The 23,075-nt window shown below is 71.7% G+C and carries 22 protein-coding genes; 6 read left to right on the top strand and 16 right to left on the bottom strand.

Going from position 1 to position 23,075, the window contains the following annotated elements:
- Nucleotides 1–4: 4 nt before the first annotated feature.
- Together Q8W67_RS02935 and Q8W67_RS02930 are read right to left on the bottom strand one after the other, a co-directional pair.
- Nucleotides 5–1,897, bottom strand: coding sequence for a methylmalonyl-CoA mutase family protein (locus Q8W67_RS02935; RefSeq protein ID WP_305540432.1), 1,893 nt, complete (start codon nt 1,895–1,897; stop codon nt 5–7).
- Nucleotides 1,898–1,993: 96 nt separating this feature from the next.
- Entirely contained in the window at nt 1,994–2,797 is an 804-nt protein-coding gene (locus tag Q8W67_RS02930) for an undecaprenyl-diphosphate phosphatase (RefSeq protein WP_305540429.1), read from the bottom strand.
- Between the two features lie 254 nt (nt 2,798–3,051).
- Here Q8W67_RS02930 and Q8W67_RS02925 point away from each other — a divergent pair, with 254 nt between their 5' ends.
- From Q8W67_RS02925 to Q8W67_RS02915, 3 genes are read left to right on the top strand one after another with little or no spacing between them, the layout of a single operon-like run.
- Nucleotides 3,052–3,744, top strand: a complete 693-nt coding sequence (locus Q8W67_RS02925) for a glutathione S-transferase family protein (RefSeq protein ID WP_305540426.1) — start codon at nt 3,052–3,054, stop codon at nt 3,742–3,744.
- Between the two features lie 41 nt (nt 3,745–3,785).
- The gene (gene queG / locus Q8W67_RS02920; protein WP_305540423.1) at nt 3,786–4,919 is read left to right on the top strand and encodes a tRNA epoxyqueuosine(34) reductase QueG; all 1,134 of its coding nucleotides are present in this window, start codon (nt 3,786–3,788) and stop codon (nt 4,917–4,919) included.
- Complete coding sequence (locus Q8W67_RS02915; protein ID WP_305540420.1) at nt 4,916–5,779, top strand: SDR family oxidoreductase; 864 nt, start codon at nt 4,916–4,918, stop codon at nt 5,777–5,779. Before queG ends, Q8W67_RS02915 begins: the two co-directional genes overlap by 4 nt.
- Here Q8W67_RS02915 and Q8W67_RS02910 read toward each other — a convergent pair whose 3' ends face one another.
- Genes Q8W67_RS02910 through Q8W67_RS02900 form a run of 3 tightly spaced genes read right to left on the bottom strand, consistent with a single transcriptional unit; the run spans nt 5,780 to nt 7,589 of the window.
- A complete protein-coding gene (locus Q8W67_RS02910; protein ID WP_305540606.1) occupies nt 5,780–6,604 on the bottom strand; it encodes a metal ABC transporter permease in 825 nt (274 codons plus the stop codon). It lies immediately after the preceding gene.
- Between the two features lie 47 nt (nt 6,605–6,651).
- A complete protein-coding gene (locus tag Q8W67_RS02905) occupies nt 6,652–7,458 on the bottom strand; it encodes a metal ABC transporter ATP-binding protein (protein WP_305540417.1) in 807 nt (268 codons plus the stop codon).
- Nucleotides 7,455–7,589 carry a hypothetical protein gene (locus tag Q8W67_RS02900; protein WP_305540414.1) on the bottom strand — a complete coding sequence of 45 codons (135 nt, stop codon included), beginning with the start codon at nt 7,587–7,589 and terminating at the stop codon, nt 7,455–7,457. Before Q8W67_RS02900 ends, Q8W67_RS02905 begins: the two co-directional genes overlap by 4 nt.
- 226 nt (nt 7,590–7,815) lie before the next feature.
- Between Q8W67_RS02900 and Q8W67_RS02895 the strand changes: the two genes are divergently transcribed.
- Nucleotides 7,816–8,301 (top strand): transcriptional repressor, encoded by a 486-nt coding sequence (locus Q8W67_RS02895; RefSeq protein ID WP_305540411.1) that lies wholly within the window; start codon nt 7,816–7,818, stop codon nt 8,299–8,301.
- 4 nt (nt 8,302–8,305) lie between these two features.
- Here the strand turns inward: Q8W67_RS02895 and Q8W67_RS02890 are convergent, their stop codons facing one another.
- Nucleotides 8,306–9,811: an undecaprenyl-phosphate glucose phosphotransferase gene (locus Q8W67_RS02890; RefSeq protein WP_305540408.1), complete on the bottom strand. Its 1,506-nt coding sequence runs from the start codon at nt 9,809–9,811 to the stop codon at nt 8,306–8,308.
- A 366-nt stretch (nt 9,812–10,177) separates the two neighbouring features.
- Nucleotides 10,178–10,525, bottom strand: coding sequence for an antibiotic biosynthesis monooxygenase (locus tag Q8W67_RS02885; RefSeq protein WP_305540405.1), 348 nt, complete (start codon nt 10,523–10,525; stop codon nt 10,178–10,180).
- A gap of 382 nt (nt 10,526–10,907) precedes the next feature.
- On the opposite strand from Q8W67_RS02885, the gene Q8W67_RS02880 reads away from it, so the two are divergent.
- Nucleotides 10,908–11,318, top strand: a complete 411-nt coding sequence (locus Q8W67_RS02880) for a helix-turn-helix domain-containing protein (protein ID WP_305540603.1) — start codon at nt 10,908–10,910, stop codon at nt 11,316–11,318.
- A 131-nt stretch (nt 11,319–11,449) separates the two neighbouring features.
- On the opposite strand, the gene Q8W67_RS02875 is transcribed toward Q8W67_RS02880, so the two are convergent.
- Genes Q8W67_RS02875 through cbiE form a run of 4 tightly spaced genes read right to left on the bottom strand, consistent with a single transcriptional unit; the run spans nt 11,450 to nt 15,160 of the window.
- Entirely contained in the window at nt 11,450–12,769 is a 1,320-nt protein-coding gene (locus Q8W67_RS02875) for a cobyrinate a,c-diamide synthase (RefSeq protein WP_305540402.1), read from the bottom strand.
- Nucleotides 12,766–13,542 (bottom strand): precorrin-4 C(11)-methyltransferase, encoded by a 777-nt coding sequence (gene cobM / locus Q8W67_RS02870; protein ID WP_305540399.1) that lies wholly within the window; start codon nt 13,540–13,542, stop codon nt 12,766–12,768. The genes Q8W67_RS02875 and cobM overlap by 4 nt, the downstream gene beginning before the upstream one ends.
- Nucleotides 13,539–13,943, bottom strand: a complete 405-nt coding sequence (locus Q8W67_RS02865) for a cobalamin biosynthesis protein (protein WP_305540396.1) — start codon at nt 13,941–13,943, stop codon at nt 13,539–13,541. Before Q8W67_RS02865 ends, cobM begins: the two co-directional genes overlap by 4 nt.
- Nucleotides 13,940–15,160: a precorrin-6y C5,15-methyltransferase (decarboxylating) subunit CbiE gene (gene cbiE, locus Q8W67_RS02860; RefSeq protein ID WP_305540393.1), complete on the bottom strand. Its 1,221-nt coding sequence runs from the start codon at nt 15,158–15,160 to the stop codon at nt 13,940–13,942. The genes Q8W67_RS02865 and cbiE overlap by 4 nt, the downstream gene beginning before the upstream one ends.
- 29 nt (nt 15,161–15,189) lie before the next feature.
- Here cbiE and Q8W67_RS02855 point away from each other — a divergent pair, with 29 nt between their 5' ends.
- Complete coding sequence (locus tag Q8W67_RS02855; RefSeq protein WP_305540390.1) at nt 15,190–15,969, top strand: cobalt-precorrin-6A reductase; 780 nt, start codon at nt 15,190–15,192, stop codon at nt 15,967–15,969.
- On the opposite strand, the gene cobJ is transcribed toward Q8W67_RS02855, so the two are convergent.
- Genes cobJ through cobN form a run of 5 tightly spaced genes read right to left on the bottom strand, consistent with a single transcriptional unit; the run spans nt 15,936 to nt 23,008 of the window.
- Nucleotides 15,936–16,697: a precorrin-3B C(17)-methyltransferase gene (gene cobJ, locus Q8W67_RS02850; RefSeq protein ID WP_305540387.1), complete on the bottom strand. Its 762-nt coding sequence runs from the start codon at nt 16,695–16,697 to the stop codon at nt 15,936–15,938. The genes Q8W67_RS02855 and cobJ overlap by 34 nt on opposite strands.
- On the bottom strand, nt 16,694–17,473 hold the full coding sequence (locus tag Q8W67_RS02845) for a precorrin-2 C(20)-methyltransferase (RefSeq protein WP_305540384.1): 780 nt from the start codon (nt 17,471–17,473) through the stop codon (nt 16,694–16,696). The genes cobJ and Q8W67_RS02845 overlap by 4 nt, the downstream gene beginning before the upstream one ends.
- The gene (locus Q8W67_RS02840; protein ID WP_305540381.1) at nt 17,473–18,165 is read right to left on the bottom strand and encodes a precorrin-8X methylmutase; all 693 of its coding nucleotides are present in this window, start codon (nt 18,163–18,165) and stop codon (nt 17,473–17,475) included. Before Q8W67_RS02840 ends, Q8W67_RS02845 begins: the two co-directional genes overlap by 1 nt.
- Nucleotides 18,162–19,523, bottom strand: a complete 1,362-nt coding sequence (cobG, locus tag Q8W67_RS02835; protein WP_305540378.1) for a precorrin-3B synthase — start codon at nt 19,521–19,523, stop codon at nt 18,162–18,164. Before cobG ends, Q8W67_RS02840 begins: the two co-directional genes overlap by 4 nt.
- Nucleotides 19,520–23,008: a cobaltochelatase subunit CobN gene (gene cobN / locus Q8W67_RS02830; RefSeq protein WP_305540375.1), complete on the bottom strand. Its 3,489-nt coding sequence runs from the start codon at nt 23,006–23,008 to the stop codon at nt 19,520–19,522. Before cobN ends, cobG begins: the two co-directional genes overlap by 4 nt.
- Nucleotides 23,009–23,075: the final 67 nt, after the last annotated feature.

Here is a 23,075-nt window from a genome sequence, read left to right as displayed (position 1 = left end):
CGGGTCAGCGCGCCGGCTGGGGTGCCGGGGTGTGCATCGCTGAGCGGAGGGCGCCATTCAGAAGCGCCACCAAGTCGCAGCCGACATGCAGGAAGGCATGAACGCCTGCAGCTTTCAGCGGCTCGACGAGGTCCGCCGGCCTGCCCGCGAGGTAGATCGTGCCGGCCCCGGCCCGGACCAGAGCCTCCGCAGCGGCGACCGCGTGCTCCGCGTAGATGGCGTCCGTCGAGCAGATGCAGGCCAGCGCGGCACCGGAAGCCGCGAACGCCGCCGCGAGCGCTTCCGCGTCGGTGAAGCCCTCGTTCGACAGCGTCTCGATGCCGCCCGCCGCGAAGGCGTTGGCCGCGAAAGTCGACCGCGCGTTGAACGCCGCCACGGGTCCGAGATTGGCCAGGAACACCGCTGGCCGACGGCCGGTCTTGGCGAGGTAGGCGTCGGACGCGTCGCGCAACGCCTCGTAGGGCTCCGCGAGGCGGTGTGACGGCAGCGCGTCGCAGGCGACGGCCGAGCCGCCCGAGCCGAAATTCGAGGTGGGCCCGGCGGGGGCCGGCGCCACGTCGAGAACGGTCACTGGCTTTTCGGCGAGGTTCGGAAACTCGCTCGCGCCGGTGAGCGGCTCGCGGCGGGTCGCGACGGCCTTCGCCCGGGCCTCGCGGGTGAGTTCGATGCGCCGCTGCAGCTTGCCCAGGCTGAGCGAGGCGACGATGCCGCCCTCGGCCTCGATGGTCTGGAACGCCTCCCAGGCGGCCTCGGCGAGCTGGGCGGTCAGCGTCTCGAACCCGCCCGCACCGGCTGCCGGGTCGCTGACCCGGGCGAGGTGCGACTCCTCGATCAGCACGATCTGGCTGTTGCGCCCCACCCGCCGGGCGAAGGCGTCGGGCAGACCCAGCGCCTGGGTGTAGGGCAGGACCGCCACCGCGTCGGCGCCGCCCATCCCGGCGGCGGCCGCAGCCATGCCGGTGCGCAGGATGTTCACGAAGGGATCGCGCCGGGCCATCATCCGCCACGCGGTTTCGGCGTGGAGGCGCAGGGGCTTCGGATCGAGACCGCAGGCCTGCTCGATCCGGGCCCAGAGCCGCCGCATGGCGCGGAACTTCGACACCGTGACGAACTCGTCGGCATCGGCCGCCAGCAGCACCCCGATCCGTTCGCGGGCGGTGGCGAGGTCGTGGCCGGCCGCCTCCAGCGCGCGCAAGTAGGTCACCGCGGTGGCGAGCACGGCGGCGAGCTCGGCCGCCTCGCCGGCACCGGCCTCGTGATAGGGCCGCCCGTCGGCCATGAAAGCCCGGCCGCGGAAGCCCGCTGCCTCAAGGTCCGACACGGTGGCGGCCAGGCGCGGGGCGACATCGCTCCAGACCGCGCCGAGACTGCCGGTCGCGGCGAGCGAGCCGACCGGGTCGATGGCGAGGTCGAGATCGTAGGCCGAGAGGTCTTCACCCCGGCGCGCCGCAAGGGCCTTCACCAAGGCGGCGGCCTCCAGGCCCTTCGCGCCGGCATCGAGGCGCAGAGCGATCAGCGGCAGCATGACGCCCTTCAGCACGGCGTCGAGGTCCTCGACGCGCGTCGCGGTCAGGCCGTAGCCGCGGGCACCGGGTGCGCCGGCAAAGGCCAGGACGAGCGCGTCCGCGCCGCCTTCGAGGTCGGTGAGCGCCTGGGCATTGGCGGCCGCGCCGTCCGGATGGTCGACCCGCTGGGCGATCCGCCAGGGGCCCGGCTGGCGCACCGGCTGCGCGGCGGGCTCGGCCGCACCATAGAGCGGCTCGATCCGCAGGCCGTCGCTCGTCCGGGAGACCAGCCGCTTCTCGAAATCGGCGCCCTTCAGCACGCCCTCGACGAGGCCGAGCCAGCGCGCCCGGTCGGCGGGCTCGAAGAGGTCTGCGAGCGGTGTGTCGTCCATCAGAAGATCCCTGGCCGCGGCATCTTATGCACCGCTTTCACGCGATTGCCTCGCACGCCGCTCGGTCGGAGGCAATCGCCCGATGGTCGAGCAACTTCAACCCAGGATGATCAGCCCCGCGAAGCCCAGGGCACCGACGATGATCCGCCACCATGCGAACAGCCGGAACCCGTGCCGGGAGACGTAGTCGAGCAGCACTCGCACCACGAACAGCGCCGCGATGAAGGACACGATGAAGCCGATCACGATCAAGCCGACATCGTCGCTCGACAGGTTCTTGTAGTTGTCGAGCAGGTCCTTGGCGAAGGCACCCGCCATGGTCGGCATCGCCAGGTAGAACGAGAACTCGGTGGCCGAGCGCTTGTCGGCGCCCATCAGCATCGCACCCACGATGGTTGCGCCCGAGCGGGACACTCCGGGGATCATGGCGAGGCACTGGAAGATGCCGATCTTCAGGTCCATCGGCAGGGTGTAATCGTAGACGTCGGTCTTCTTCACCTCGAGGTCGGTGTCGTCGATGACGAGCAGCACCAAGCCGCCGGCGACCAGGGTCGCGCAGACGATCCAGGGATTGAACAGATAGGCCTTGATCATTTTCGAGAAGAGGCCCCCGATGATCGCCGCCGGCAGGAAGGCCACTAGGATGCCGATCACGAAACGGCGCGCCTGCGGGTTGGTCGGCAAGGCCCGGGCGATGCCGACCAAGCGGTGGAAATAGACCGTCAGGATCGCCAGGATCGCCCCGAGCTGGATCAGCACCTCGAATGTGTTGTTGGGCGAGTGGAAGCCGATGAAGTGGCCGACCAGGAGTTGGTGGCCGGTGGACGAGACCGGGATGAATTCGGTCGCCCCCTCCACCAGGGCGAGCAGGATCGCCTTGCCGATGCTTGCCGGATCCATTGTCGAGCCTCGCGCCGCGGGCGCGCGTCGGCCCGGGACGGGCACACCGCGAACCAGTTGAAAAACTTGCCCGACGGCTTCGCGCATCAGGGTTGACGGGCGGTTACCGGGGCGGGCCGCGCGTGTTAAGGGCTCAGCAACGATCGGGCAATAACGCTTGGTCCGAAGTCCTGGCAGCCGAAATCTTGGCGCCAGGGCCGAAGATGCGCGCGGGACCTGCCGCGCGGTCAGACCGAACCGCCCTCACGGCCTCAATGGCGACCCTCTACCACTTTCCATTCTGCGCGAATTCCCGGTTCATCCGTCTCGTGCTCGCCGAGATGGGCCTGGAACCGACGCTGTTCGAGGAGCGCCCTTGGGAGCGCCGCGACGACTTCCTGCTGATCAACCCGGCCGGGTCGACGCCCGTTCTGCTGGAGCAGACCGGCCTCGTGGTGCCCGGCGCCAGCGTCATCGCCGAGTATCTCGACGAGACGAGAGGGCTGGGCCTCTCCGGTCGGCGCATGATGCCGGACGACACGGTGGAGCGCGTCGAGGTCCGGCGCCTGCTCGACTGGTTCCTGATGAAGTTCGATTCCGAGGTCACCGGATACCTCGTCAACGAGAAGATCTCGAAGCGCTTCATGTCGGCGCAGGAGGGTGGGGGGCCGCCCGACATGAACGCCATCCGCGCCGCGCGCACCAACGTGCGCTACCACCTCAAGTACATCGGCTACCTGATCGCGCGCCGTCGCTGGCTCGCGGGCGACAACCTGACCTATGCCGATCTCGCGGCTGCCGCCCATCTCTCCTGCGCCGATTATCTCGGCGACGTGCCGTGGGACGAGGACGAGATGGCCCGCAACTGGTATGCTCGGGTGAAGTCTCGCCCCTCGTTCCGGGGCCTTCTCGCTGACCGGGTGCCCGGCATGCCGCCGGCCGGCCATTACGCGGATCTGGATTTCTGAGCCGTCGACGGACCCACATAGGCGCGGATCTGCGCCGCCTCGTGGAGGCAAGAGCGCGGGATCTCGGCTTCTGCGGGCTGCGGGTCACCCGGCCGGACCGCCTGCCCGATCTACCGCACCGGCTGTCCACGTGGCTCGCCGACGGTGCCCAAGGCACCATGGACTGGATGGCGGAGCGCGCCGACCAGCGGGCGAGCCCGGTCGGCTTGTGGCCGGGACTGCGCAGCATCCTGGTCCTGGCGATGAGCTACCGACCGGACGACGACCCGCTCGCATTGGTTGCCCAAACCGACCGGGGGACGATCGCCGCGTATGCCCGGCGGCGGGACTATCACGAAGTTTTGAAGGGCCGCCTGAAGGAACTCGGCGGCTACCTGTCGGCCAAGGGCGACGTACGGGTGAAGGTGTTTTGCGATACCGCGCCCGTGATGGAGAAAACCCTGGCCGAGGCGGCCGGGCTCGGTTGGCAGGGCAAGCACACGGTGCTGATCTCCCGCGAGCACGGCAACTGGCTTCTGCTGGGAGCGATCTACACCAGCGCCGAACTAGAGCCCGACGCCCCCGGCCGCGACCATTGCGGATCCTGCCGCGCCTGCCTGGACATCTGCCCGACCGACGCCTTTCCCAGCCCCTACCGGCTCGATGCGAGGCGCTGCATCTCGTATCTCACGATCGAGCATGCCGGCCCGATCGACGAGTCGTTCAGGCCCGCGATCGGCAACCGCGTCTTCGGCTGCGACGACTGCCTCGCGGTCTGCCCCTGGAACAAGTTCGCTCGCACGGCGGCGGATGCGCGTCTGGCGGCCAGGGCCGATCTGGCGGCACCCGCGCTGGCCGACCTCGCCGGCCTCGACGACGCGGCTTTCCGCAAGCTGTTCGCCGGCACGCCGGTGAAGCGCACCGGCCGGGACCGGTTCCTGCGAAACGTGATGATCGCGATCGGCAATTCCGGCGATCCCGGGCTCGCCAGCACGGTCGTCGCGCGCCTCGACGACGGCTCGCCTCTGGTGCGCGGGATGGCGGTCTGGGCCTGCGGCCGGCTGCTGGAGCGGGATGCCGTCCGGGCCTTGCACCGGGAGTACGCACCCGACGAAACCGATCCGCACGTACGCGACGAGTGGAAGGCCGCGACCGGCTTGACGGAACTTCGCGCCGACGCGAGATCCCCGGCATGAACCTCTTTATCTTCGGGCTCGGCTTCACCGGCCGCCGCTTCGCCGAACGTGCGCGCGACCGGTTCGGTACGGTCCGGGCCACCGTCACCGAGCCGCGCAACGCCGCGCGCCTCGCCGGCGAAACCGGCTTCGCGATGCGCGCCTTCGGCCCGGAGGCGGACGATCCCCGCATCCCCTCCGACCTCGCCGACACGGACGCGCTCCTCGTCTCGGCGCCACCCTCCGAAGACGGCGACCCGGTGCTCGGCCGCTATGCTGATGCCATCGCATCGAGCCGGATAGGCTGGATCGGCTATCTCTCGACCATCGGCGTCTACGGCGACCAGGGCGGCGCCTGGATCGACGAGACCACTCCGCCCGCGGCGCGCAGTCCCCGATCCAAGATCCGTGTCGACGCCGAGACCGCGTGGTTGGCCCTCGGCGCCCGCACCGGCAAGGCCGTGCAGGTGTTCCGCCTCTCGGGCATCTACGGCCCCGGGCGCAACCCGATCGTGAAGCTGCGCGAGGGCAGGTCGCAGCGCATCGTCAAGGCGGGTCAGGTCTTCAACCGCATCCACGTCGACGACATCGCCACGACGCTGCTCGCCTCCCTCGACCGGCCGCGGGCCGGGGCGGTCTATAACGTCACCGACGACGAGCCGACGGCGCCCCAGACCGTCACCGAGCACGCCGCTGCACTCACCGGCCTGCCGCTGCCGCCGGAGATCGACTTCGAGACCGCCGACCTGTCGCCGATGGCACGCAGCTTCTACGGTGAGAACAAGCGCGTGCGGAACCGGCTGATCCGGGACGAACTCGGCGTCGCGCTCGCCTATCCGACCTACCGCGAGGGGCTCGCTGCCCTGAAGGACCAGCCCTGATCAGGCTTCGAGATGGCGCGCCCGCACCAGGCGGCGGAGCAGCCCTCCGCGCGGGCCGGCGAGCATCGAAGCGAGGTAGAGCGCACCGGCCGCCAGCACGATTGCCGGGCCGCTCGGCAGGTCCAGATGGTAGGACAGGCTGAGACCGGAGACGCTCGCGATCACCGCGATCAGCATCGAGACCGGGATCAGGCCGCCGAGGTCGCGCGCCCAGAACCGGGCCGCCACCGCCGGCAGCAGCATCAGGCCCACCGCCAGTAGGGTTCCGAGAGCCTGGAAGCCGCCCACGAGATTGACGACCACCAGCGCCAGGAAGGCGAGATGCACCGGGCCGCCGCTGCGGCTCACCGTGCGCAGGAACAGCGGATCGACGCATTCCATCACCAGCGGCCGGTAGATCGCGGCGAGCGCCACCAGCGTCAGCGTGCTGATGCCGCCGAGCAGGACAAGGGCGGAATCGTCCAGCGCGAGCACCGAGCCGAACAGGAAATGCATCAGGTCGATCTGCGAGCCGCGCAGGGAGACCAACAGCACGCCGGCGGCGAGCGAGATCAGGTAGAAGGCCGCAAGATTGGCATCCTCGCGCACCACCGTGGCCCGGGTGGCCGCGCCCGCGAGCAGCGCCACCGCGAGCCCCGCGACGAGGCCACCGAGGGTCATGGCCGGCAGCGACAGCCCTGCCACGAGGAAGCCGGCCGCGGCCCCGGGCAGGATCGCGTGGCTCATCGCGTCGCTCATCAGGCTCATCCGGCGCAGGGTCAGGAAGACGCCGACCGGCGGCGCCGAGACCGATAGCGCGAGGCAGCCCGCCAGCGCCCGGCGCATGAAGCCGAACTCGACGAACGGCGCGAGGATCGGCCCGAACGGATCGATCACGCGGCGTCCTCGTGGTGGGTGTGGTCGTGGGCCCCGTGTTCATGCGCGTGCGCGCCGGCCTGCCGCGGTCCGACGCAGACGGCCGCGCCCTCGTCCCAAGCCTCGGAGAGGTTGCGGGCGCGGGCTAGATTCTCCGCGGTGAGCACCCGCGCGGTCGGTCCCCAAGCCACGGGCTCGCGGGCGAGCAGGAGCGTCGACGGGAAGTGCGCGCGTACCTGGGTGAGGTCGTGCAGGGCGGCGACGATGGTACGTCCCTCGCCGTGCCAGAGGCGGATCAGCTCCAGCAGGTCATCGACCGTGCGGGCATCGATACCGGTGAAGGGCTCGTCGAGGAGCACCACCGGGCAATCCTGCAGGATCAGCCGCGCGAACAGCGCGCGCCGGAACTGGCCGCCCGAGAGGGTGCTGATCGGCCGCGCCTCGAACCCGCCGAGGCCCACTGCGTCGAGGGCAGCCTCGACCGCCGGCCGGTGCCGGTCCAGGCTGCGCCAGGACCCCGCTTGCCGCCAGAGGCCCATGCCGGCGAGGTCCATCACGCTGAGCGGGAAGCTGCGGTCGATCTCGTCGGCCTGCGGCATGTAGGCGAAGGTGCCCGCGCGCTCGATGCGACCGTCGAGGCAGCGTATCTCGCCGACCATGCCCTTCAGGAGGGTCGACTTGCCGGCCCCGTTCGGTCCGACCAGCGCGAGAAGGTCACCCGCGCGCACCGTGCCGTCGAGATGGTGGACCGCCGGGTGCCGGTCATAGCCCAGGGTCAGGCCGACGAGACGGATCGGATCCTGATTTGGCGGCCGCGCGCTCATGCCGTGAGCGCCCAGGCGATGGTCAGCCAGACCAGGGTGGAGAGCGCCGCGGCGAGCGCGAGGCGCGGACCGATCCCGCTGCGGAACAGGGAGCGCCGGGCCGAGTGTCGTGGGCTGGAGGTGGGGGGCAAGGCGTCCTCGTCGCGCGCGCCGGATTTGCTCCCGATAGCGATGCCAACGGGTGAACTCCGAGTCGTTTGTTTCATGCGCTCGCTTGCGCCGAAACGGTCTCCACTTCGGCGGCGAACGCTATAGCCGACGCGGGCGGCCGTGCGGGCTACTGGTGCGGTTCGGGGCCGCGGTGATACACTGTAACAAACCCGCTGGACAACCGGCGGTGATTTCGTTGGAGCGATCATGCACCGTCATGAGGGTCACGACGCGTGCCAGACAGGCGCTATCGACATGCTTGCGCGGGCGGAGGCCGTCTGCCGCGAGCGTGGCCTGCAATTCACCCCTCTGCGCCGGGACGTGCTCGGGGCGGTCGCCGAGGCCGGCAAGGCGCAGGGTGCCTACGACATCGCCGAGCGGCTCAGCGCGCCGGGCAGGCGCGTGGCGCCGGTCTCCGTGTACCGCGCCCTTGATTTCCTGATGGAGCAGGGGCTCGTCCACCGGATCGCGAGCCGCAACGCCTTCATCCCCTGCGCGCACGGCCACGCACCCGGAGAGGGGGTGGTCTTCCTGATCTGCCGCACCTGCGGCGGTGTCGATGAGGCCTCGTCCGAGGAACTCGAGGACGGGCTCGGGCGCACGCTGGAGCGTGCGGGCTTCACCCCGGCCCACAGCATCCTGGAGGTCGAGGGCGATTGCGGCGCCTGCCAGGAGCGGAAGCGGGCGCGCTGACGCCTCAGAATGCGTTCTTGTAGGCCCGGCGCGAGATGATCGTCCGGATCATGATCTGGATGTCGAACCAGATCGACCAGTTGTCGATGTAGTGTAGGTCGCAGGCGACGCGGCGCTCCATGTCCAGGTCGGTCAGCGTCTCGCCGCGATAGCCGTTAACCTGCGCCCAGCCGGTGATGCCGGGGCGCACATTATGCCGCCGGGCGTAGAGGGCGATCCGCCGCTCGAAGCTGCGATCGTGCGCGAGGGCGTGGGGACGCGGGCCGACCAGCGACATCTCGCCCTTGAGGACGTTGAGGAGCTGAGGCAACTCGTCGAGGTTCGTCCGCCGCAGGATCGCACCCACGCGGGTGATCCGGCTATCGTTGCGGGTCGCCTGACGGAACGCGGCGTTGGCTTCCGTCCGCATCGAGCGGAATTTGAAGACGCCGAAGGGCTGCTGGTTGAAGCCGTAGCGCTTCTGGCGGAAGAAGACCGGCCCCGGGCTGTCGAGCTTGATCGCCACCGCGATCGCCGCCAGCAGCGGCGAGAGCGATATAATGGCGATCGTCGCCACCGTCAGGTCGAGGGCGCGCTTCAGCACGATTTCGGCGACATTGAGCGGCCGGCGGCCGATATTGATGCCCGAGACCCCGCCGACCCGGGCCACCCGCATGTCGGGGAAGCGGTCCAGCACGGTGCCGGGCCGGAGGTGCAGGGCGGAGGGCACCCGCAAGAACGCGTCGATGCAGCGCTCCACCTCGGCGGTGTCGCTCCACGGCACCAGGACGAAGACGTCGTCCGGCCGCAGGAAGCGCACCACCGAGACCGCAAGGTCGAGATCTTCTTGGAGCTGGTCGTGCCGCGTCGCCGTGTCGGCGGCCGCATCGACGCGTCGCAGGTAGCTCGTGCCGACGATCCGGGAACCGAGGTGGCCGGCCTCGTGGCTGGCGTGGAACTGGGCGATGTCCTCCTCGTAGCCGACAAGATGGACGCGGCTTGCCGAGGCCGAACCGGAGTTCAGGCCGCGTCGCACCAGATGGATCGCGGCCATTCGGGTGGCCACGAGGGCCGGCAGGCCGACGACGAAGCTCGCGATCGAGACGAGGCGCGAGTAATCGTTGGTTGTCTTGGTGAGGAAGCCGACCACCAGCACCGCAGCCCAGGCAACCAGCCAGAGCGAAGCCATGCGCTGAACATTGACTTTCTGCGCCATGATGTCGTCGAGGCTGTAATCCTCGCGCAGGGCGTTGGTGGCGACGATGATGACGCTCAGCAGCGCCGAGAGCCGCAGCCCCCGGAACGCGCTCAGCCACGCGCTCTCATCCCCGAAAGCGATCTGGTAGCCGAGCTCGACACACAGGATGACGGCGACGATCGCCCCGATTTCGGCCAGCGCCATCGACGACGACATGGCGATGCGGGCGAGCGCGCGACCGCGACGCGGAAGGAGCGCGGACCACACGTCGCGGCTGCGGTCGACCGCGGTCGGCAGAGCCTGGAAAGTCTCCGGAAGCCGCTCGTGAAACATTTGGCCCGCCACGTCCCGTCTTGATCGGACTTTGTACCGGTCTGAAACACGATAGATTTCAGCGCCGGCTCATGCCGACGACGGAGCAAGCGGCGAGCCCCGAGGTTTGGCGGTCTTGTCGCTCCAGAATGGCGAGTCACTTAAGGGAACGCCGGGGGGGCGGCAATACATGGTAAATGCTGAGTCACCGGAATGCGGAGACATGGGTCCGCTCGGCCTCAACAGCCCGTTACCGGCGGTTGAAGGTGGCTTCAGGAATGTTGCTGGACGGTTGAATCGACCGGGGCAAAGGCCCTGGACCCTGCGACGTGGGGGCCCATGGTGGGCCCCCGGTTCGCCGGTTTGGCGAACCTCGCGATCGCGGCGTCAGACGGCGCCGGCGCTTTCGTGGGCCTGCCCAGCGCCGCCCACCGTCTGCACCATCTCGAAGCCTTCGAACTGCGGATGCCCGACATAGAGCGGCTTGGTCGAGGGCACCCGGCTGTGCGCCTTGCGAAATTGCTCGGAGCGCGTCCACGCCTCGAAGTCCGCGCGCGAGCGCCAGATGGTGTGCGAAGCGTACAGCACGTGATCTTCGTGCTCCGGCCCGCGCAGGAGGTGGAATTCGACGAATCCCTCCATCTCGCCGAGGTGGCTGTCTCGGCCGAGCCAGACAGCCTCGAAGTCGGCGGTCGCGTCCTTGACAACCTTGAAGCGATTCATCGCGATAAACATGGGCTTCTCCATTGACGGACCGAATCTAGGCCCTTGCGTCCGTCTGAGCGAGCCCTGCTGCGGCGACGCGGCACGCGCGAAGGACTGCGCAGAGTTAGCGCATCGACATTTCAGCAACAATGTTTCAAAGATACGTGAAGTTAAACTAGAAGATGTATACCTAGACTTGCGAAGCTTGACAACTTGGTGTCCTACTGCGGCGCGGTTCCTCTTGTGTCGCAGTCGGGATGAGAGCCGTTTGCTCGCGTGCGGCACCGCACCAGTTGGATCGGCACAAGATGAGACCGAGGGTCGGACGGTGAAGCGGCGCGACGGCGAAGTGAGAACACCGGATCCGCAAGGACAGGATGTTCAGAACTTGGAGAAAGTGCCGGCCAGTCAGATGATGCCCAAGCAGACCACCGACGTGGACCGTCTCGTCGGTATTCGCATCACTGCGCTCCGGAAGGCGCGAGGATTGAGCCAGACCGCCCTCGGCAATGCCGTCGGCGTCACGTTCCAGCAGGTGCAGAAATATGAGAAGGGGCAGAATCGGGTCGGCGCCGGCCGGCTGCGCGAGATCGCGCGGCTGCTCGAGGTTCCGGTTTCGGCCTTCTTCGAGGAGAGCGAGCCGCGCGAGAGCGCGCAGGAGGACGTGTTCGGCTTCCTCAGCGCCCACGGGGCGATCGAGCTGCTGAGGGCCTATGCGCAGATCGAGGACGAGCAGATGCGCCGGGACGTGCTCGCGCTGGTCAGGAGCGCCGCGCGCCTCGCACAGGCACGGTGCGCGCCGCCCGCGGTCGATCCAGCCTGAATCGTCTCGCGTACCGAAGGCCCGCGCACGCGTCGCGAGGTTGCGGGCGAGCGCAATGCACAGGGCCGTTCCGGCCCGAGCGGACGCCTCCGCAGTTCATTCACAGAGGCCCGGCGCGATTGCGAACCGGCTCACGGTTCGTCCGCCGCGATGAGGTGGAAGAAGCTGCCCCCAACCCTTCCGACCCTGTGTCCGGCCAAGCCCTGGTCCACGCCCTCCGCGTCCATGACCTGGGCCAGGGCGTCCGCCTCCACGGCAGCCGGCGACAGCTCGCTCGCATAGTGAAACTCGTGGCCGACCACCCGCGAGCCGCGCCGGCCCAGCGGGCCGTCGCCGCAGAGCCGGGCGACACGGTAGCCAAGATGCAACTTGCGTTTGCGGTACGAGGTCGCCACCGGCAGCAAGCCCGCCATGGCGTGCGTCATCCCGTCAGCGTCCTCCAGCGTGCGCCCGAGCACCATGTAGCCGCCGCACTCGCCGTGGACCGGGCGCGTGTCCGCGAAGGCGCGCAGGCCGCCGAGGAACCGTTTCGCCGCCGCGAGTCGGCCTGCATGCAGTTCCGGATACCCGCCCGGCAGCCAGCAGATGTCGCAATCCCGCGGCGGCGCCTCGTCGGCCAGCGGTGAGAACGGCACGATCTCGGCCCCGGCTAGGCGCCAACCGGCTTCGAGGTGCGGGTAGAGGAAGCTGAACGCCGCGTCCCGGGCGACCGCGATGCGCTGGCCGGGCGGGCGCGGCAGCAGGCCGGCCGAGTCTGGGACGGCACCGCCCGCACAGGCGATCACGGCGTCCAGGTCAATGCCTGCCTCGGCGAGGTCGGCGAGGCGGTCGAGGCGAGCTTCGAGATCAGCGGTCTCGCCCGCCTGCACGAGGCCGAGATGGCGTTCCGGCAGGACCAGCGCCGCGTCACGCATGAGTGCGCCGAGGACCGGGAGCCCTGCGCGTTCCATGCCGGCCTCAACCAGGCGGCGATGGCGGGCGCTGGCGACCTTGTTGAGGATCACCCCTGCGAGCCGCACCCGCGGATCGTAGAGCTTGCAGCCGAGCGCCACCGCGGCGGCCGATTGCGCCGCACCGGAGACATCGACCACCAGCACCACCGGCCAGCCGTAGCGGGCGGCGATGTCGGCATTGGCCCCGGTCCGGTTCTCCGCCGCCCGGATACCGTCGAACAGGCCCATCGAGCCCTCCGCCACCACGATGTCGGCGCCGGAAGCGGTCTCGCCCGCGAGGGCGTCGAGGAGTCGCGGCTCCATGGCGAAACTGTCGAGGTTGAAGCTCGGCTGGCCCGTCGCTGCCTGGTGGAAGGCCGGGTCGATGTAGTCCGGCCCGCATTTCGCGCCGCGAACCCGCAGGCCCCGCCGGGTCAGCGCCCGCATCAGGGCGAGCGTCACCGTGGTCTTGCCGGAGCTGGAGCGCGGGGCTGCGATCAGGAGGCCGGGGGGGCTCAAACCACGCTCCCCACAATGCCGCCGGGCCTGTAGCGCCGGTCGTAGTCTGGGGCGTAGAGCGCGCTCTCGCGGAAATCCGCCGCCGCGAGGGCGGGCCCGACGAGGATCAGCGCGGTGCGCTCGATTCCGGCCTCCGCCACGAGCTTGGGCAGCGTGGCGAGGTCGCCGACGAGCGCCCGTTCGTCCGGCCAGGAAGCCCGGAACACCACGGCGGCCGGGCAAGCCGCGCCGTAGAAGGGGATCAGCTCGGCCGCGACGGTCTCGGCCACGTGGATCGAGAGATGGATCGCCAGGGTCGCCCCGGTTGCCGCGAAGGCCGCGAGCGTCTCCCGTTCGGGCATCGCGCTGGCCCGGCCGGAGGTTCGGGTCAGGACGACGGATTGCGCGACGCCCGGGACGGTCAGCTCCCGGCGCAGCAACGCCGCCGCCGCCGCGAAGGCCGGCACGCCCGGCGTCACGGTGTAGGGGATGCCCAGGCGGTCGAGCCGGCGCATCTGCTCGGCGAGCGCGCTCCAGATCGACAGGTCGCCCGAATGCAGGCGCGCGACGTCCTGCCCGCACGCATGGGCCGCCTCGATCTCCGCCAAAATCGCGTCGAGGTCGAGGGGCGCCGTATCGACGATGCGGGCGCCCGGCGGACACCAGCCGAGAATCTCGGGCGCCACCAGGGAGCCGGCATAGAGGCAGACCGGGCAGGCGGCGATCCGGTCCCGGCCGCGCAGCGTGATCAGGTCGGCCGCGCCGGGGCCGGCGCCGATGAAGTGGACGGTCATGCTTCCGGTGCTCGAAGCGTCTGGACGGCCAGCGCGCAGGTCGCGCCGGCGCTCACGATGCGGAGGAGGGCGAGGCGGCTCTTCGGCCCGGCCGCCGCCAGGGCTGCCGCCTCGGCCAGGGAGCCGATCCCACGCAGCCGCTCTATCCGATGGGAACGGGTGACGACCCGGGCGTCGCACGCCGCCAGGGCGGCGGCCTCGACGGGACGCGGCGCCAGGCCGAATTCCGCGGCCGCCTGCCGGATCGCCGGCTCTCCGGCCCGGTCGGCGGCCGTCGCGACGGCGGCGAGGTGGGAGCGACCGGCCCCGACTTCCTCGAGGGCGCGGGCGATCAGCGCCGCGATCTCGTCCGCGCCGGTGCCGCGGCGGAAGCCGATCCCGGCCACGAGCGCGTCCATCATGGCTTGGTCCACGCCCATTGGGTCACCGGCATCGCGGGCCGCCAGCCATGCAGGCCGCCAACGGGGCTCGCCCGGTCGAGCGAGACGCGCCGCAGGCCGCCGCCATGCTCGGCGAAGGCGGCGAGCAGCGTCGCCTCGCCCTGAAGCGTCACGACGTTGGCGACGCAGCGTCCGCCCGGCCGGAGCGCCGCCAGCGCCGCCGCCAGCACCCCCGGCTCCGAGACGCCGCCGCCGATGAAGATCGCATCCGGCGCAGGCAGACCTGCGAGCGCCGCCGGTGCCGCACCTGTGACCACCGCCAGATCCGGGACGCCCAGCGCCTGCGCGTTGCGGCGGATGCGCTCGGCCCGGCCGGGCTGGGCCTCGATGGCGGTGGCGCGCAAGCTCGGGTGGCGCAGCATCCACTCGATCGCGATCGAGCCCGCGCCGGCGCCAATGTCCCAGAGGTGCAGTCCGGGATGAGGGCGCAGGGCCGAAAGCGTCAGCGCCCGGATCTCCGCCTTGGTGAGCTGGCCGTCATTCTCGAACAGCGTGTCGTCGAGACCCGGCGCGAGCGGGAGGGCGCGGCCCTGGCCCACGACTGTGATCGCCATGGTGTTGAGCGGGTCGATCGCGTCGATCTGGAAACTGTCCGCCCGCGCGGTGCGGACCCGCTCGCGCGGGCCGCCCATCGCTTCCAGAACCGTCACTGTCGAGGCGCCGAAGCCCCGCTCCGTGAGCAGGGCGGCCAGCGCCGCGGGGGTCGACCCGTCCCAGGACAGGACGAGGAGTTGGGCGCCGGGCTGGATGTACGGCACGATCCTGGCGAGCGCCCGGCCGTGCAGGGTTACGAGGCCGCACTCGGCGAGCGGCCAGCCGAGCCGCGCGCAGGCGAGGCTGAAGGCCGACGGCAGCGGAAAGGCGCGGATCTCCGCTGGCGGCACGAGCCGCGCGATCTCGGCGCCGATGCCGTAGTGGAACGGGTCGCCGGTGGCGAGGATGCAGGTCGGCCGTCCGCGACGGGCGAGGATCTCCGGATAGGCGTCCTGGATCGGGCTCGGCCAGGGCCGCGTCTCCGCGTCGAGAGGATCCGCGAGCGCGAGGTGCCGCGTGCCGCCGTAGACCACCCGCGCGGCGTTAAGCGCCGCGGTGGCGGCGGGCGAGAGTCCGGCCCGGCCGTCCTCGCCGATGCCGACGATCGACAGCCAGGGGCCGCTCGACAGCGGCTCGGTGCTCATGGACAAGACGCCCGAGAAAGGCCCCCCTGATGCGCAGCGCGTCGCGACTCCTGATCCTCGGCGGTACCGGCGAGGCAAGCGCCCTGGCCCGGGCGCTGGCCGGCCGGCAAGACCTCTCTGTGGTGCTCTCGCTGGCCGGCCGGACGGCCAAGCCGAAAGTCGAGCCGGTGCCGACGCGGGTCGGCGGTTTCGGGGGCGCCGAAGGTCTCGCCCGCTATCTGCGACGCGAACGCATCGATCGATTGATCGATGCGACACATCCTTTCGCAGCGCGCATCGCCGGCAACGCCGCCCGCGCCGCCGAGGCGCTGGGCATGCCGCTGCTCGCGATCCGCCGGCCGGCCTGGAGCCGGGAGGCCGGCGACCACTGGACCGAGGTCGACAGCATGGACGAGGCCGCCTCCGCCCTCGGGCTCGAACCCCGGCGCGTGTTCCTCACGATCGGCCGGCAGGAGGCCTGCGCCTTCGCGGCGGCGCCGCAGCACCGCTATCTGGCGCGTACCATCGAGCCGCTGGATGGCGCGCTGCCGGTGCCGCATCTCACCCTCCTGGAGGCGCGCGGCCCGTTCGACGCGGCGGCCGAAGCCGCGCTGATGCGCGACACCGGGACCGAGATCCTGGTCAGCAAGAATTCCGGCGGCGCCGCGACCTACGGCAAGATCGCGGCGGCGCGCAGCCTCGCTATCCCCGTGGTGATGGTGCGCCGGCCCGAGAAACCCGACGTACCGAGCGTTCCCGATGCCGGCGGCGCGCTGCGCTGGCTCGACGCGGGCGATCACGCCGCCCCCGCGACTTTGCGCGCCGTGTAGACGATGGGCGGGCGACCCGTCCGCGGGATCAGCCGCGTGGTCGAGGCACCCAGGATCACCAGTGTCGCCATGTCGGCCGGCGCGTCCCGGGCCTCGTCCAGGGTCGTCACCCGGATCGCCTCGTCCGGCCGGCTGATCGCGCGGGCGAACATCACCGGCGTCTCGGGCGCGCGGATCCCGGCTGCGATCTCGATCGCCGCGCCGAGCTGCCAGGGCCGGGCGGCGGAGATCGGGTTGTAGAGCGCGACCACGAGGTCGGCGCGCAGCACGGCCTCCAGCCGGGCGGTCACCACCGGCCAGGGCTTCAGATTGTCGGAGAGGGACAGGGCGCAGAAATCGCCGCCGAGCGGCGCCCCGAGCCGCGCCGCGGCGGCGAGCATCGCGGTGATCCCGGGTTCGACCGTGATGGTCAGATCGCGCCAGCCGGGCTCGCCGTGCTCCACCGCCTCGAACACGGCCGCCGCCATGGCGAACACTCCGGGATCGCCGCCGGACACGACCGCGACCCGCCGGCCGGAGGCGGCGAGCTGCAGGGCGTGGCGGGCGCGGTCTACCTCCACCCGGTTGTCGCTGGCGTGCCGGGTCAGGCCCGGGCGTTCGGGCACGCGGGCGACGTAGGGATGGTAGCCGACGAGATCCTCCGCCGCGTCGAGCGCACGGCGCGCGGACTCGGTCAGGAGGCCCGCGTCGCCCGGGCCGAGGCCGACCACCGTGAGACTTCCGCTCACGGCCGCCGCCCCTCGCCGGGCAGCAGGACCATGGAGAAGTAGGGGGCGTCGTCGTCCGCCTTGTCGGCGAGCATCACCACGCGTTCGCCCGCCATCGTGCCGCGCTCGACATAGACCGCCCGATCGATCAGCCCGGCCGCTGCGAGTGCGGAGCGCACCTTCGGCAGGTGGCGCCCGAGCTTCATCACCACGGCGGCGTCAGTGCCGCGCAGGCGCTCGGTCAGGGCCTCCAGCGGCAGGGTCGCGGGCAGAACGGTGAGAACGTCGTCTCCCCAGGTGATCGGCGTGCCGGCCCGGGTCCAGCAGCCGGACATGCCGGTCACGCCCGGCACCACCTCTACCGGGAAGCGGTCCTTGAGGCGTCGCCACAGGTGCATGAACGAGCCGTAGAAGAACGGATCGCCCTCCGACAGGATCGCCACGTCGCGCCCGGCGCCGAGATGGTCGGCGAGCTGCCCGGCCGCGTCGTCGTAGAAACCCGCCAGCGCCGACACGTAGTCCGGGTGCTCGGGGTGGATCTCGGTGGTGTAGGGATAGGCGAGCGCCATCTCGCGGGCGGGATCGAGCAGGATCGCGTCCGCGATGGTCCGGGCGTTGCCGCGCCGGCCGCGCTTGCAGAAATGCACCAGCACCGGCGCCCGCATCAGGACGCGCTGCGCCTTCACGGTCAGCAGTTCCGGGTCGCCCGGTCCCATGCCGACGCCGTAGAGGGTGCCGGTCGCCGCCCCCGCCGGGAGATCCTCGGCGGGCCGCTCGACGCGTTCGAACCCGTCCATCACTCGACCTCGCTGGCCAGCGCGTTGACCGCCGCGGCCGTCATCGCGCTGCCGCCCCGCCGGCCGTGGACGACCACGAAGGGCACGCGGCCGTCGCGGGCGAGGGCCTCCTTCGATTCCGCGGCGCCGACGAAGCCCACGGGTATGCCGATCACCGCGGCGGGGGGCGCCACGCCCGCGTCGAGCAGTTCCAGCAGGCGGAAGAGGGCGGTCGGCGCATTGCCCACCGCCACGACGCTGCCGGGCAGATGCTCGCGCCACAGCTCCATGGCGGCGGCGGATCGGGTTGTGCCGAGATCCTTCGCAAGATCGGGCACACGCGGGTCGCCGAGCGTGCAGATAACCGCATTGTTCGCGGGCAATCGCGCGCGCGTCACGCCGTCGGCGACCATGCGCACGTCGCACAGGATCGGCGCCCCGGCCTGGAGCGCCGCGACTCCGGCCTCCGCGAACGTCGCGGCCATCTCAACGTCGGCGGGAAGGTCGGTCATGCCGCAGGCGTGGATCATGCGCACGACGACGCGCTCGGCCGCCCCCGACCAGCGCGCGAGATCGGCCTCGGCCCGGATCATCGCGAAGGAGCGCGCATAGATCGCGCCGCCGTCGCGGATGTACGCGTAGCGCGAGGCCGTCTCGGAGACCGCATCTGGCCCCGAACCTGTCTGGCGCAGGGCGTTCTGGCTCGCGCTCATGTCGGTCTCCTGTTCCTCCCGCCTTCCGTGATGGTGCAATCCGGCGCGAAGGCGGCGGCGAGCCCGACGGTATCGGCCCTTCCTATCCGCTCCAGCACAGCCTCGATAGGGAGGTGAATGGCCGGCTCATCGCCGGGCGCACCGCCGATCACTGCGCCGTAGAGCCCGTCCCGCCCGACCAGCGTCACGTCGGCCGGGCCCGGCCGGGCGCAGCCCTTGGCGCAGCCCGAGACATGCGCGGAGCGCCCGCGCGCCGCCAGCGGCCGGAAGACCTCCGCGAGCCGCGCCGCATCGGCCAGTGTCGGCGTCGACCCGGAGGCGCAGGCCGGAGCGCCGGTGCAAGCCGCGACGCCGCGCCGGGGATCGTCGGGGGCGACGATGAAGTTTTCGGACAGGTCCGCCAGACGCGCCACGGGGGCATCCGGCGGCAACAGCAGAACGAAGCCGCGGGCCGGCGAGAGGCGGATTTCCCTGGCACTGAGCCGTGACGCGTAGTCCGCGAGGCGGTCGAGGGCATCCGCCGTGCAGCGGCCGAAGGGGGCTTCGAGCGCGAGCATCCAGAAGCTCGGGGCGATCCGCCCCAGACCTGCCGGCGGAGAGAACGGCAATGCGCCTTGAGAGATGCCGGAGCGTCGCCTCTCTCGAGCGTCAGAGTGAACCCGCGCCAGGACGTCCGGCGGCAGAACTTCGGCCAACGCACGCAGCTCCGCCGCCGACACGTCGCGCATCCGCCGCCGCCCGGTCCGGACGAAGGCCGTGAGCAGCGCCGCCATCACGGCCGGCGCATCTTGCTCAGCGCAGGCGACGAGCTCGCATGACCCCCGCTCCGTGGCGACCGCGAGCCCGACGCCACCCTCGGCGCGGGAAAACACGAGACAATCGGCCTCCGGCAGCGCCGCGCCGGGACGGCCCTCGACCGCCACCAGGGTCTTGGGCGGCAGGCCCGGAACCCCGAGCCCCGCCGCCTCGATGGCGCGGGCGAGCCCTGGGACGTCGATCGTCTCGGCCGGATCGCGACCGGCCAGCGGGCTCGTGAGGGTCAGGCGCTGCGGACCGCCATCGGCGCGCACGTCGCCGAGGCCGGCTCCCGTCAGCAGATGGGCGAGCGCGGTCCGCGTCGCCTCCGAGACGCCCCGGATCTGGATGTTGGCGCGGGCGGTCAGGTCGAGATGGCCGTTCCCGAAACGCCTCGCGCCCTCCGCGACGGCCCTGGCCTGCTGCAAGGTCAGGATTCCGAGCGGCGGATGCACCCGGGCGAGCAGACCGTCCCCGGTGGGCATCGGCCGGGCGAGCCCGGGGCACCAGCCGCGGCGTGCCGGCGCCGCGGGGAGGGGGCGCCGATGGGCCGAACCGCTCATTCGGCCGCCTCCCGCATCAGGGCGTCCGCCGGCATGGCATTGCGCCGGCTGTGCCAGAGGCCGCGATCGCGGGCCTCGTCGAACCGCTCCAGGATCGCCCGGGCCGCCGCGGGGTTGGCGGCGCGCAGCCGGTCGAACACCTCCGCGTCGGCGATCCAGGCAGCGTAGAGCCGATCGAAGCCGGCATCGGTCACGGCATCGCTCGCGGCGGCGAGCACGAACACCGCATCGAGCCCCTGTGCCAGTTCCTGCGCGCCCCGATAGCCGTGGCGAAGCTGGGCCGCGATCCAGCGGGGATCGGCGAGCCGCCCGCGGATCAGCCGGGCGGCGTCCTCCCGGGCGGTGCGGGCCTTCGGCCGCTCCGGTACCGAGACGTCGAGGCTGTAGAGTGCGGGGCTGGCACCCTGAAGCGTGGCGGCGGCCGCGAACCCGCCCATCGCGTCCACCGCGGCATCGCCGTCGAACAGGTCGCGCTCGGCCACGTCGAAGGCGTGCAGGTAGGCGTCCGCCGCCGCGACGCGCGCGCCGAACGCCGTGTCCGGCCCCTCCCGGTCGCCGTAGGCGTGCCCGCTCGCCGCCAGATAGGCGCGCCCGAGATCGGCGCGTCCCTCCCATGCCCCGTCGAGGGCGGCGGCGGCCGTGCCGGCGCCGTAGCGGCCGGGTGCCGCGCCGTAGACCCGGGTCGCCGCCTCGCCGCGGCGCCGGGCCGCCGCCAGCGGGTTCTCGGAATCCTCCTCGTCCCGGGCCGCCACGGCCCGGGCGGCCCGGTCGATCAGCGCCAGCGTGTCGGGAAAGGTGTCGCGGAACGCGCCGGAGACGCGCACGGTCACGTCGATGCGCGGCCGGTCGAGCATGGCCAGCGGCAGCACCTCGAAGCCGGTGACCCGGGTGCTGGCATGGTCCCAGACCGGCCGCACGCCCATGAGCGCGAGGGCGTGCGCGACGTCCTCGCCGCCGGTGCGCAGGGTCGGGGACGCCCAGAGGTCCATGACGATCCGGGCCGGATACGCGCCTTCGTCCTGGAGGTATCGCGTCACCACGGCGACGGCGGCCTTCTCGCCGAGAAGCGCCGCGGCCCGGCTCGGGATCGCCCGCGGATCGAGGGTGGCGAGGTTGCGCCCGGTCGGCAGCACGTCGGCGCGGCCGCGCGATGGGGAGCCTGCTGGCCCCGGTGGCACGAACCGGCCGTCCAGGGCGGCCAGCAGGCCCGCCCGCTCCCCGGCCGCGCTCGCGACGACCGGCTCGGGGGCGCCGTCGGGCGCGCGTCCGAAGACGTGCAGGCCGTCGCGGAACGCGGTCTCGCCGAGATCGCAGAGATGGGCGTCGAGCCGCGTCAGCGCCTCGTCCATGGGCGTGTCCGGACCGATGCCGGCGCCGTCGAGCAGCCCTGCCGCCTCGGCATCCTCCAGGATCGCGCGGGCGATCAGCCCGGCTCGGCGCGGGTCGAGCACGCTGGCGGCAGAATATTCCTCTACCAGTTCGCGCAGGCGCGCGGCCTCCGGGGACAACGCATGCACGGCGATGTCGGGGGTCAGGTGACCGAGCGCGATCCCACCCAGCCGGCGCTTGAGCGGGGCGGCCTCGCCCGGGTCGTCGACGATGAACGGGTAGATGACCGGCAGGGCGCCGACGCACAGCGCCGGGTAGCAACCGGGCGAAAGCGCCACCGCCTTGCCGGGCAACCACTCGGTGGTGCCGTGCGTGCCGAGCTGCACCAGAGCGTCGAAGTTCTGCCGAAGCCCGAGATGGAAGGCCAGGTAGGCGTGGGTCGGGACCCGCTCGGGGTCGTGATAGCCCGCCTTGCGGTCGGGATCCCGGCCGCGGTCGGGTTGGAGGAAGAGGGCGACTCGCCCTCCCGTCTCTGCGGGGGAGGGCGCCTTGCCGAGCATAGGGGCAGAGGGGAGCGCCGTGTCCGGTAAGGTCGTGTCTGGAGGCTCAATCCGCAGCGTCGCGCTGCCCCTCTCGCGACCTGGCATCAAGGCCGGGACACCCTTGCCCGCAGAAGGGGGAGGAAAAGCGTGCTTGCCGACGACCATCCGGAACCGGAACAGGCCGTCGCGGCAGGCCGGGTCGGCGACCGGCTCGCCCCAGCGTTCCGCGAGGGCATCGCGCGAGGGAGCGGGCAAGGTGTCGAGCCAGGCGGCGTAGTCGGCCAGCGGCACGCAGAATTCGGCCGCGCCCTCGGTGAGCGCGTGCATCAGCTCGGCCGCCTCGGGGAGGCCGTCCGCCGCGTAGCCCGCCTCGGCGAGGTCGGCGAGGACGGCGCGGGCGCTCTCGGGCGTGTCGAGGCCGACGGCGAAGCCTGCCCGTCCGCCGCGCGCCGGGTAGTCCGACAGCACCACGGCGACGCGCCGCTCGGAGCGGGGCAGGGCGGCGAGCCGGAGCCAGCCGGCGGCCCGCTCGGCGAGCGCCGTGATCCCGGGCGCATACGGCACGGCCCGGCGCTCCGCGAAGCCCGCCACCTCCGGGGATTCCTCCTTGAAGGAGATCGGGAAGCCCGAGAGCCGGCCATCGAATTCCGGCAGGGCCACTTGCATGGCGAGGTCGGACGCGCCCAGCCCCCGCGCCGAAGCTTCCCAGGCCGCGTGCGGCGATCCGACCGTGAAGGCCTGCAGAACCGGGCAATCGGCCCCGTCGAGGACGAAGTCGATCCCGTCTTCGCGGGCCGAGAAGGCGGTGGCGGCGATCACGAGGTCCGGCTTGCGCGCCCGGACGGCTGCCGCGACGGCCAAGGCGGCTTCCGGCTCCTTCAGGCTCGACACCGCCATCGGCAGCACGCCGATCCCGCGGGCGCGCAGGGCCTCGATGAGGACGACGAACGGCGCGGTATCGCCGCCGAGCACCGCAGAGCGGTAGACCAGAACCAGCGCCAGCGGTTTGCTCTCCGCCATCGGCACGGCGGTCACGGCCGCCTCGGTCGCCGTGGCGAGCGGCAGCACGCCGCAGCCCGGGCACCAGGGGAAGCCGCGCGGCAGCGGCTGGGGCGGCTCCACCGGGTCGCCCGCGCCGATTCGGGCCGCCAGAAGCCGCAGCATCCGCCGCAGGTTATCCGGGCCGCCGGCCCGGAAATACGCGTCGACCTGTCGGGCGAAAACGGGATCGGTGCAGAAATCGACGAGCCGCGGGTCGGGCCGGTCGTCACCCGGCAGCACGACTAGGACGACCCCATGCGCCCGGGCCGCGGCGGCGCAACGCTCGATCCCGTAGCGCCAGTAATCGAGGCCGCCAAGGCAGCGGATCACCACGAGCTTTGCGCGCGCGACCACCCGCTCGACGTAAAGGTCCACCGACATTGGGTGCCGAAGCTTGGCGAGCTTGGCGAGTCTCAGGCTCGGCAATCCCGGCTCGGCGGCCAGGGCCTGCCCGATCCCAGCGAGGTCGCTGTCGGTGAACGACAGCACGACGAGGTCGCCGGGCTCCTGCCCGAGATCCACCGCCGCCTCGCCCTCGTCGAGGGAAACGGCATCAATGCGCACGAGATGCATCGCGCCGCCCCTAGATCGCGCCGAGACGGGTGCGCGCGCCGCTTCTGGCAGAGAGGGCGCGCGCGAT

Origin of the sequence: Methylobacterium sp. NEAU K, assembly GCF_030700285.1 — a bacterium.
Taxonomy (GTDB): domain Bacteria; phylum Pseudomonadota; class Alphaproteobacteria; order Rhizobiales; family Beijerinckiaceae; genus Methylobacterium.
Note: the sequence above shows the minus strand (reverse complement) of the source record. Positions and strands in the feature narration are given on the sequence as shown.

Bases quoted from the DNA above. Each gene is read 5' to 3' on its own strand.
- Q8W67_RS02935 (WP_305540432.1), bottom strand. From the start codon at position 1,897: ATGGACGACACACCGCTCGCAGACCTCTTCGAGCCCGCCGACCGGGCG.
- Q8W67_RS02930 (WP_305540429.1), bottom strand. From the start codon at position 2,797: ATGGATCCGGCAAGCATCGGCAAGGCGATCCTGCTCGCCCTGGTGGAG.
- Q8W67_RS02925 (WP_305540426.1), top strand. From the start codon at position 3,052: ATGGCGACCCTCTACCACTTTCCATTCTGCGCGAATTCCCGGTTCATC.
- Q8W67_RS02915 (WP_305540420.1), top strand. From the start codon at position 4,916: ATGAACCTCTTTATCTTCGGGCTCGGCTTCACCGGCCGCCGCTTCGCC.
- Q8W67_RS02910 (WP_305540606.1), bottom strand. From the start codon at position 6,604: ATGCGCCGGGCGCTGGCGGGCTGCCTCGCGCTATCGGTCTCGGCGCCG.
- Q8W67_RS02905 (WP_305540417.1), bottom strand. From the start codon at position 7,458: ATGAGCGCGCGGCCGCCAAATCAGGATCCGATCCGTCTCGTCGGCCTG.
- Q8W67_RS02895 (WP_305540411.1), top strand. From the start codon at position 7,816: ATGCACCGTCATGAGGGTCACGACGCGTGCCAGACAGGCGCTATCGAC.
- Q8W67_RS02890 (WP_305540408.1), bottom strand. From the start codon at position 9,811: ATGTTTCACGAGCGGCTTCCGGAGACTTTCCAGGCTCTGCCGACCGCG.
- Q8W67_RS02885 (WP_305540405.1), bottom strand. From the start codon at position 10,525: ATGTTTATCGCGATGAATCGCTTCAAGGTTGTCAAGGACGCGACCGCC.
- Q8W67_RS02880 (WP_305540603.1), top strand. From the start codon at position 10,908: ATGATGCCCAAGCAGACCACCGACGTGGACCGTCTCGTCGGTATTCGC.
- cobM (WP_305540399.1), bottom strand. From the start codon at position 13,542: ATGACCGTCCACTTCATCGGCGCCGGCCCCGGCGCGGCCGACCTGATC.
- Q8W67_RS02865 (WP_305540396.1), bottom strand. From the start codon at position 13,943: ATGATGGACGCGCTCGTGGCCGGGATCGGCTTCCGCCGCGGCACCGGC.
- cbiE (WP_305540393.1), bottom strand. From the start codon at position 15,160: ATGAGCACCGAGCCGCTGTCGAGCGGCCCCTGGCTGTCGATCGTCGGC.
- Q8W67_RS02855 (WP_305540390.1), top strand. From the start codon at position 15,190: ATGCGCAGCGCGTCGCGACTCCTGATCCTCGGCGGTACCGGCGAGGCA.
- Q8W67_RS02845 (WP_305540384.1), bottom strand. From the start codon at position 17,473: ATGGACGGGTTCGAACGCGTCGAGCGGCCCGCCGAGGATCTCCCGGCG.
- Q8W67_RS02840 (WP_305540381.1), bottom strand. From the start codon at position 18,165: ATGAGCGCGAGCCAGAACGCCCTGCGCCAGACAGGTTCGGGGCCAGAT.
- cobG (WP_305540378.1), bottom strand. From the start codon at position 19,523: ATGAGCGGTTCGGCCCATCGGCGCCCCCTCCCCGCGGCGCCGGCACGC.
- cobN (WP_305540375.1), bottom strand. From the start codon at position 23,008: ATGCATCTCGTGCGCATTGATGCCGTTTCCCTCGACGAGGGCGAGGCG.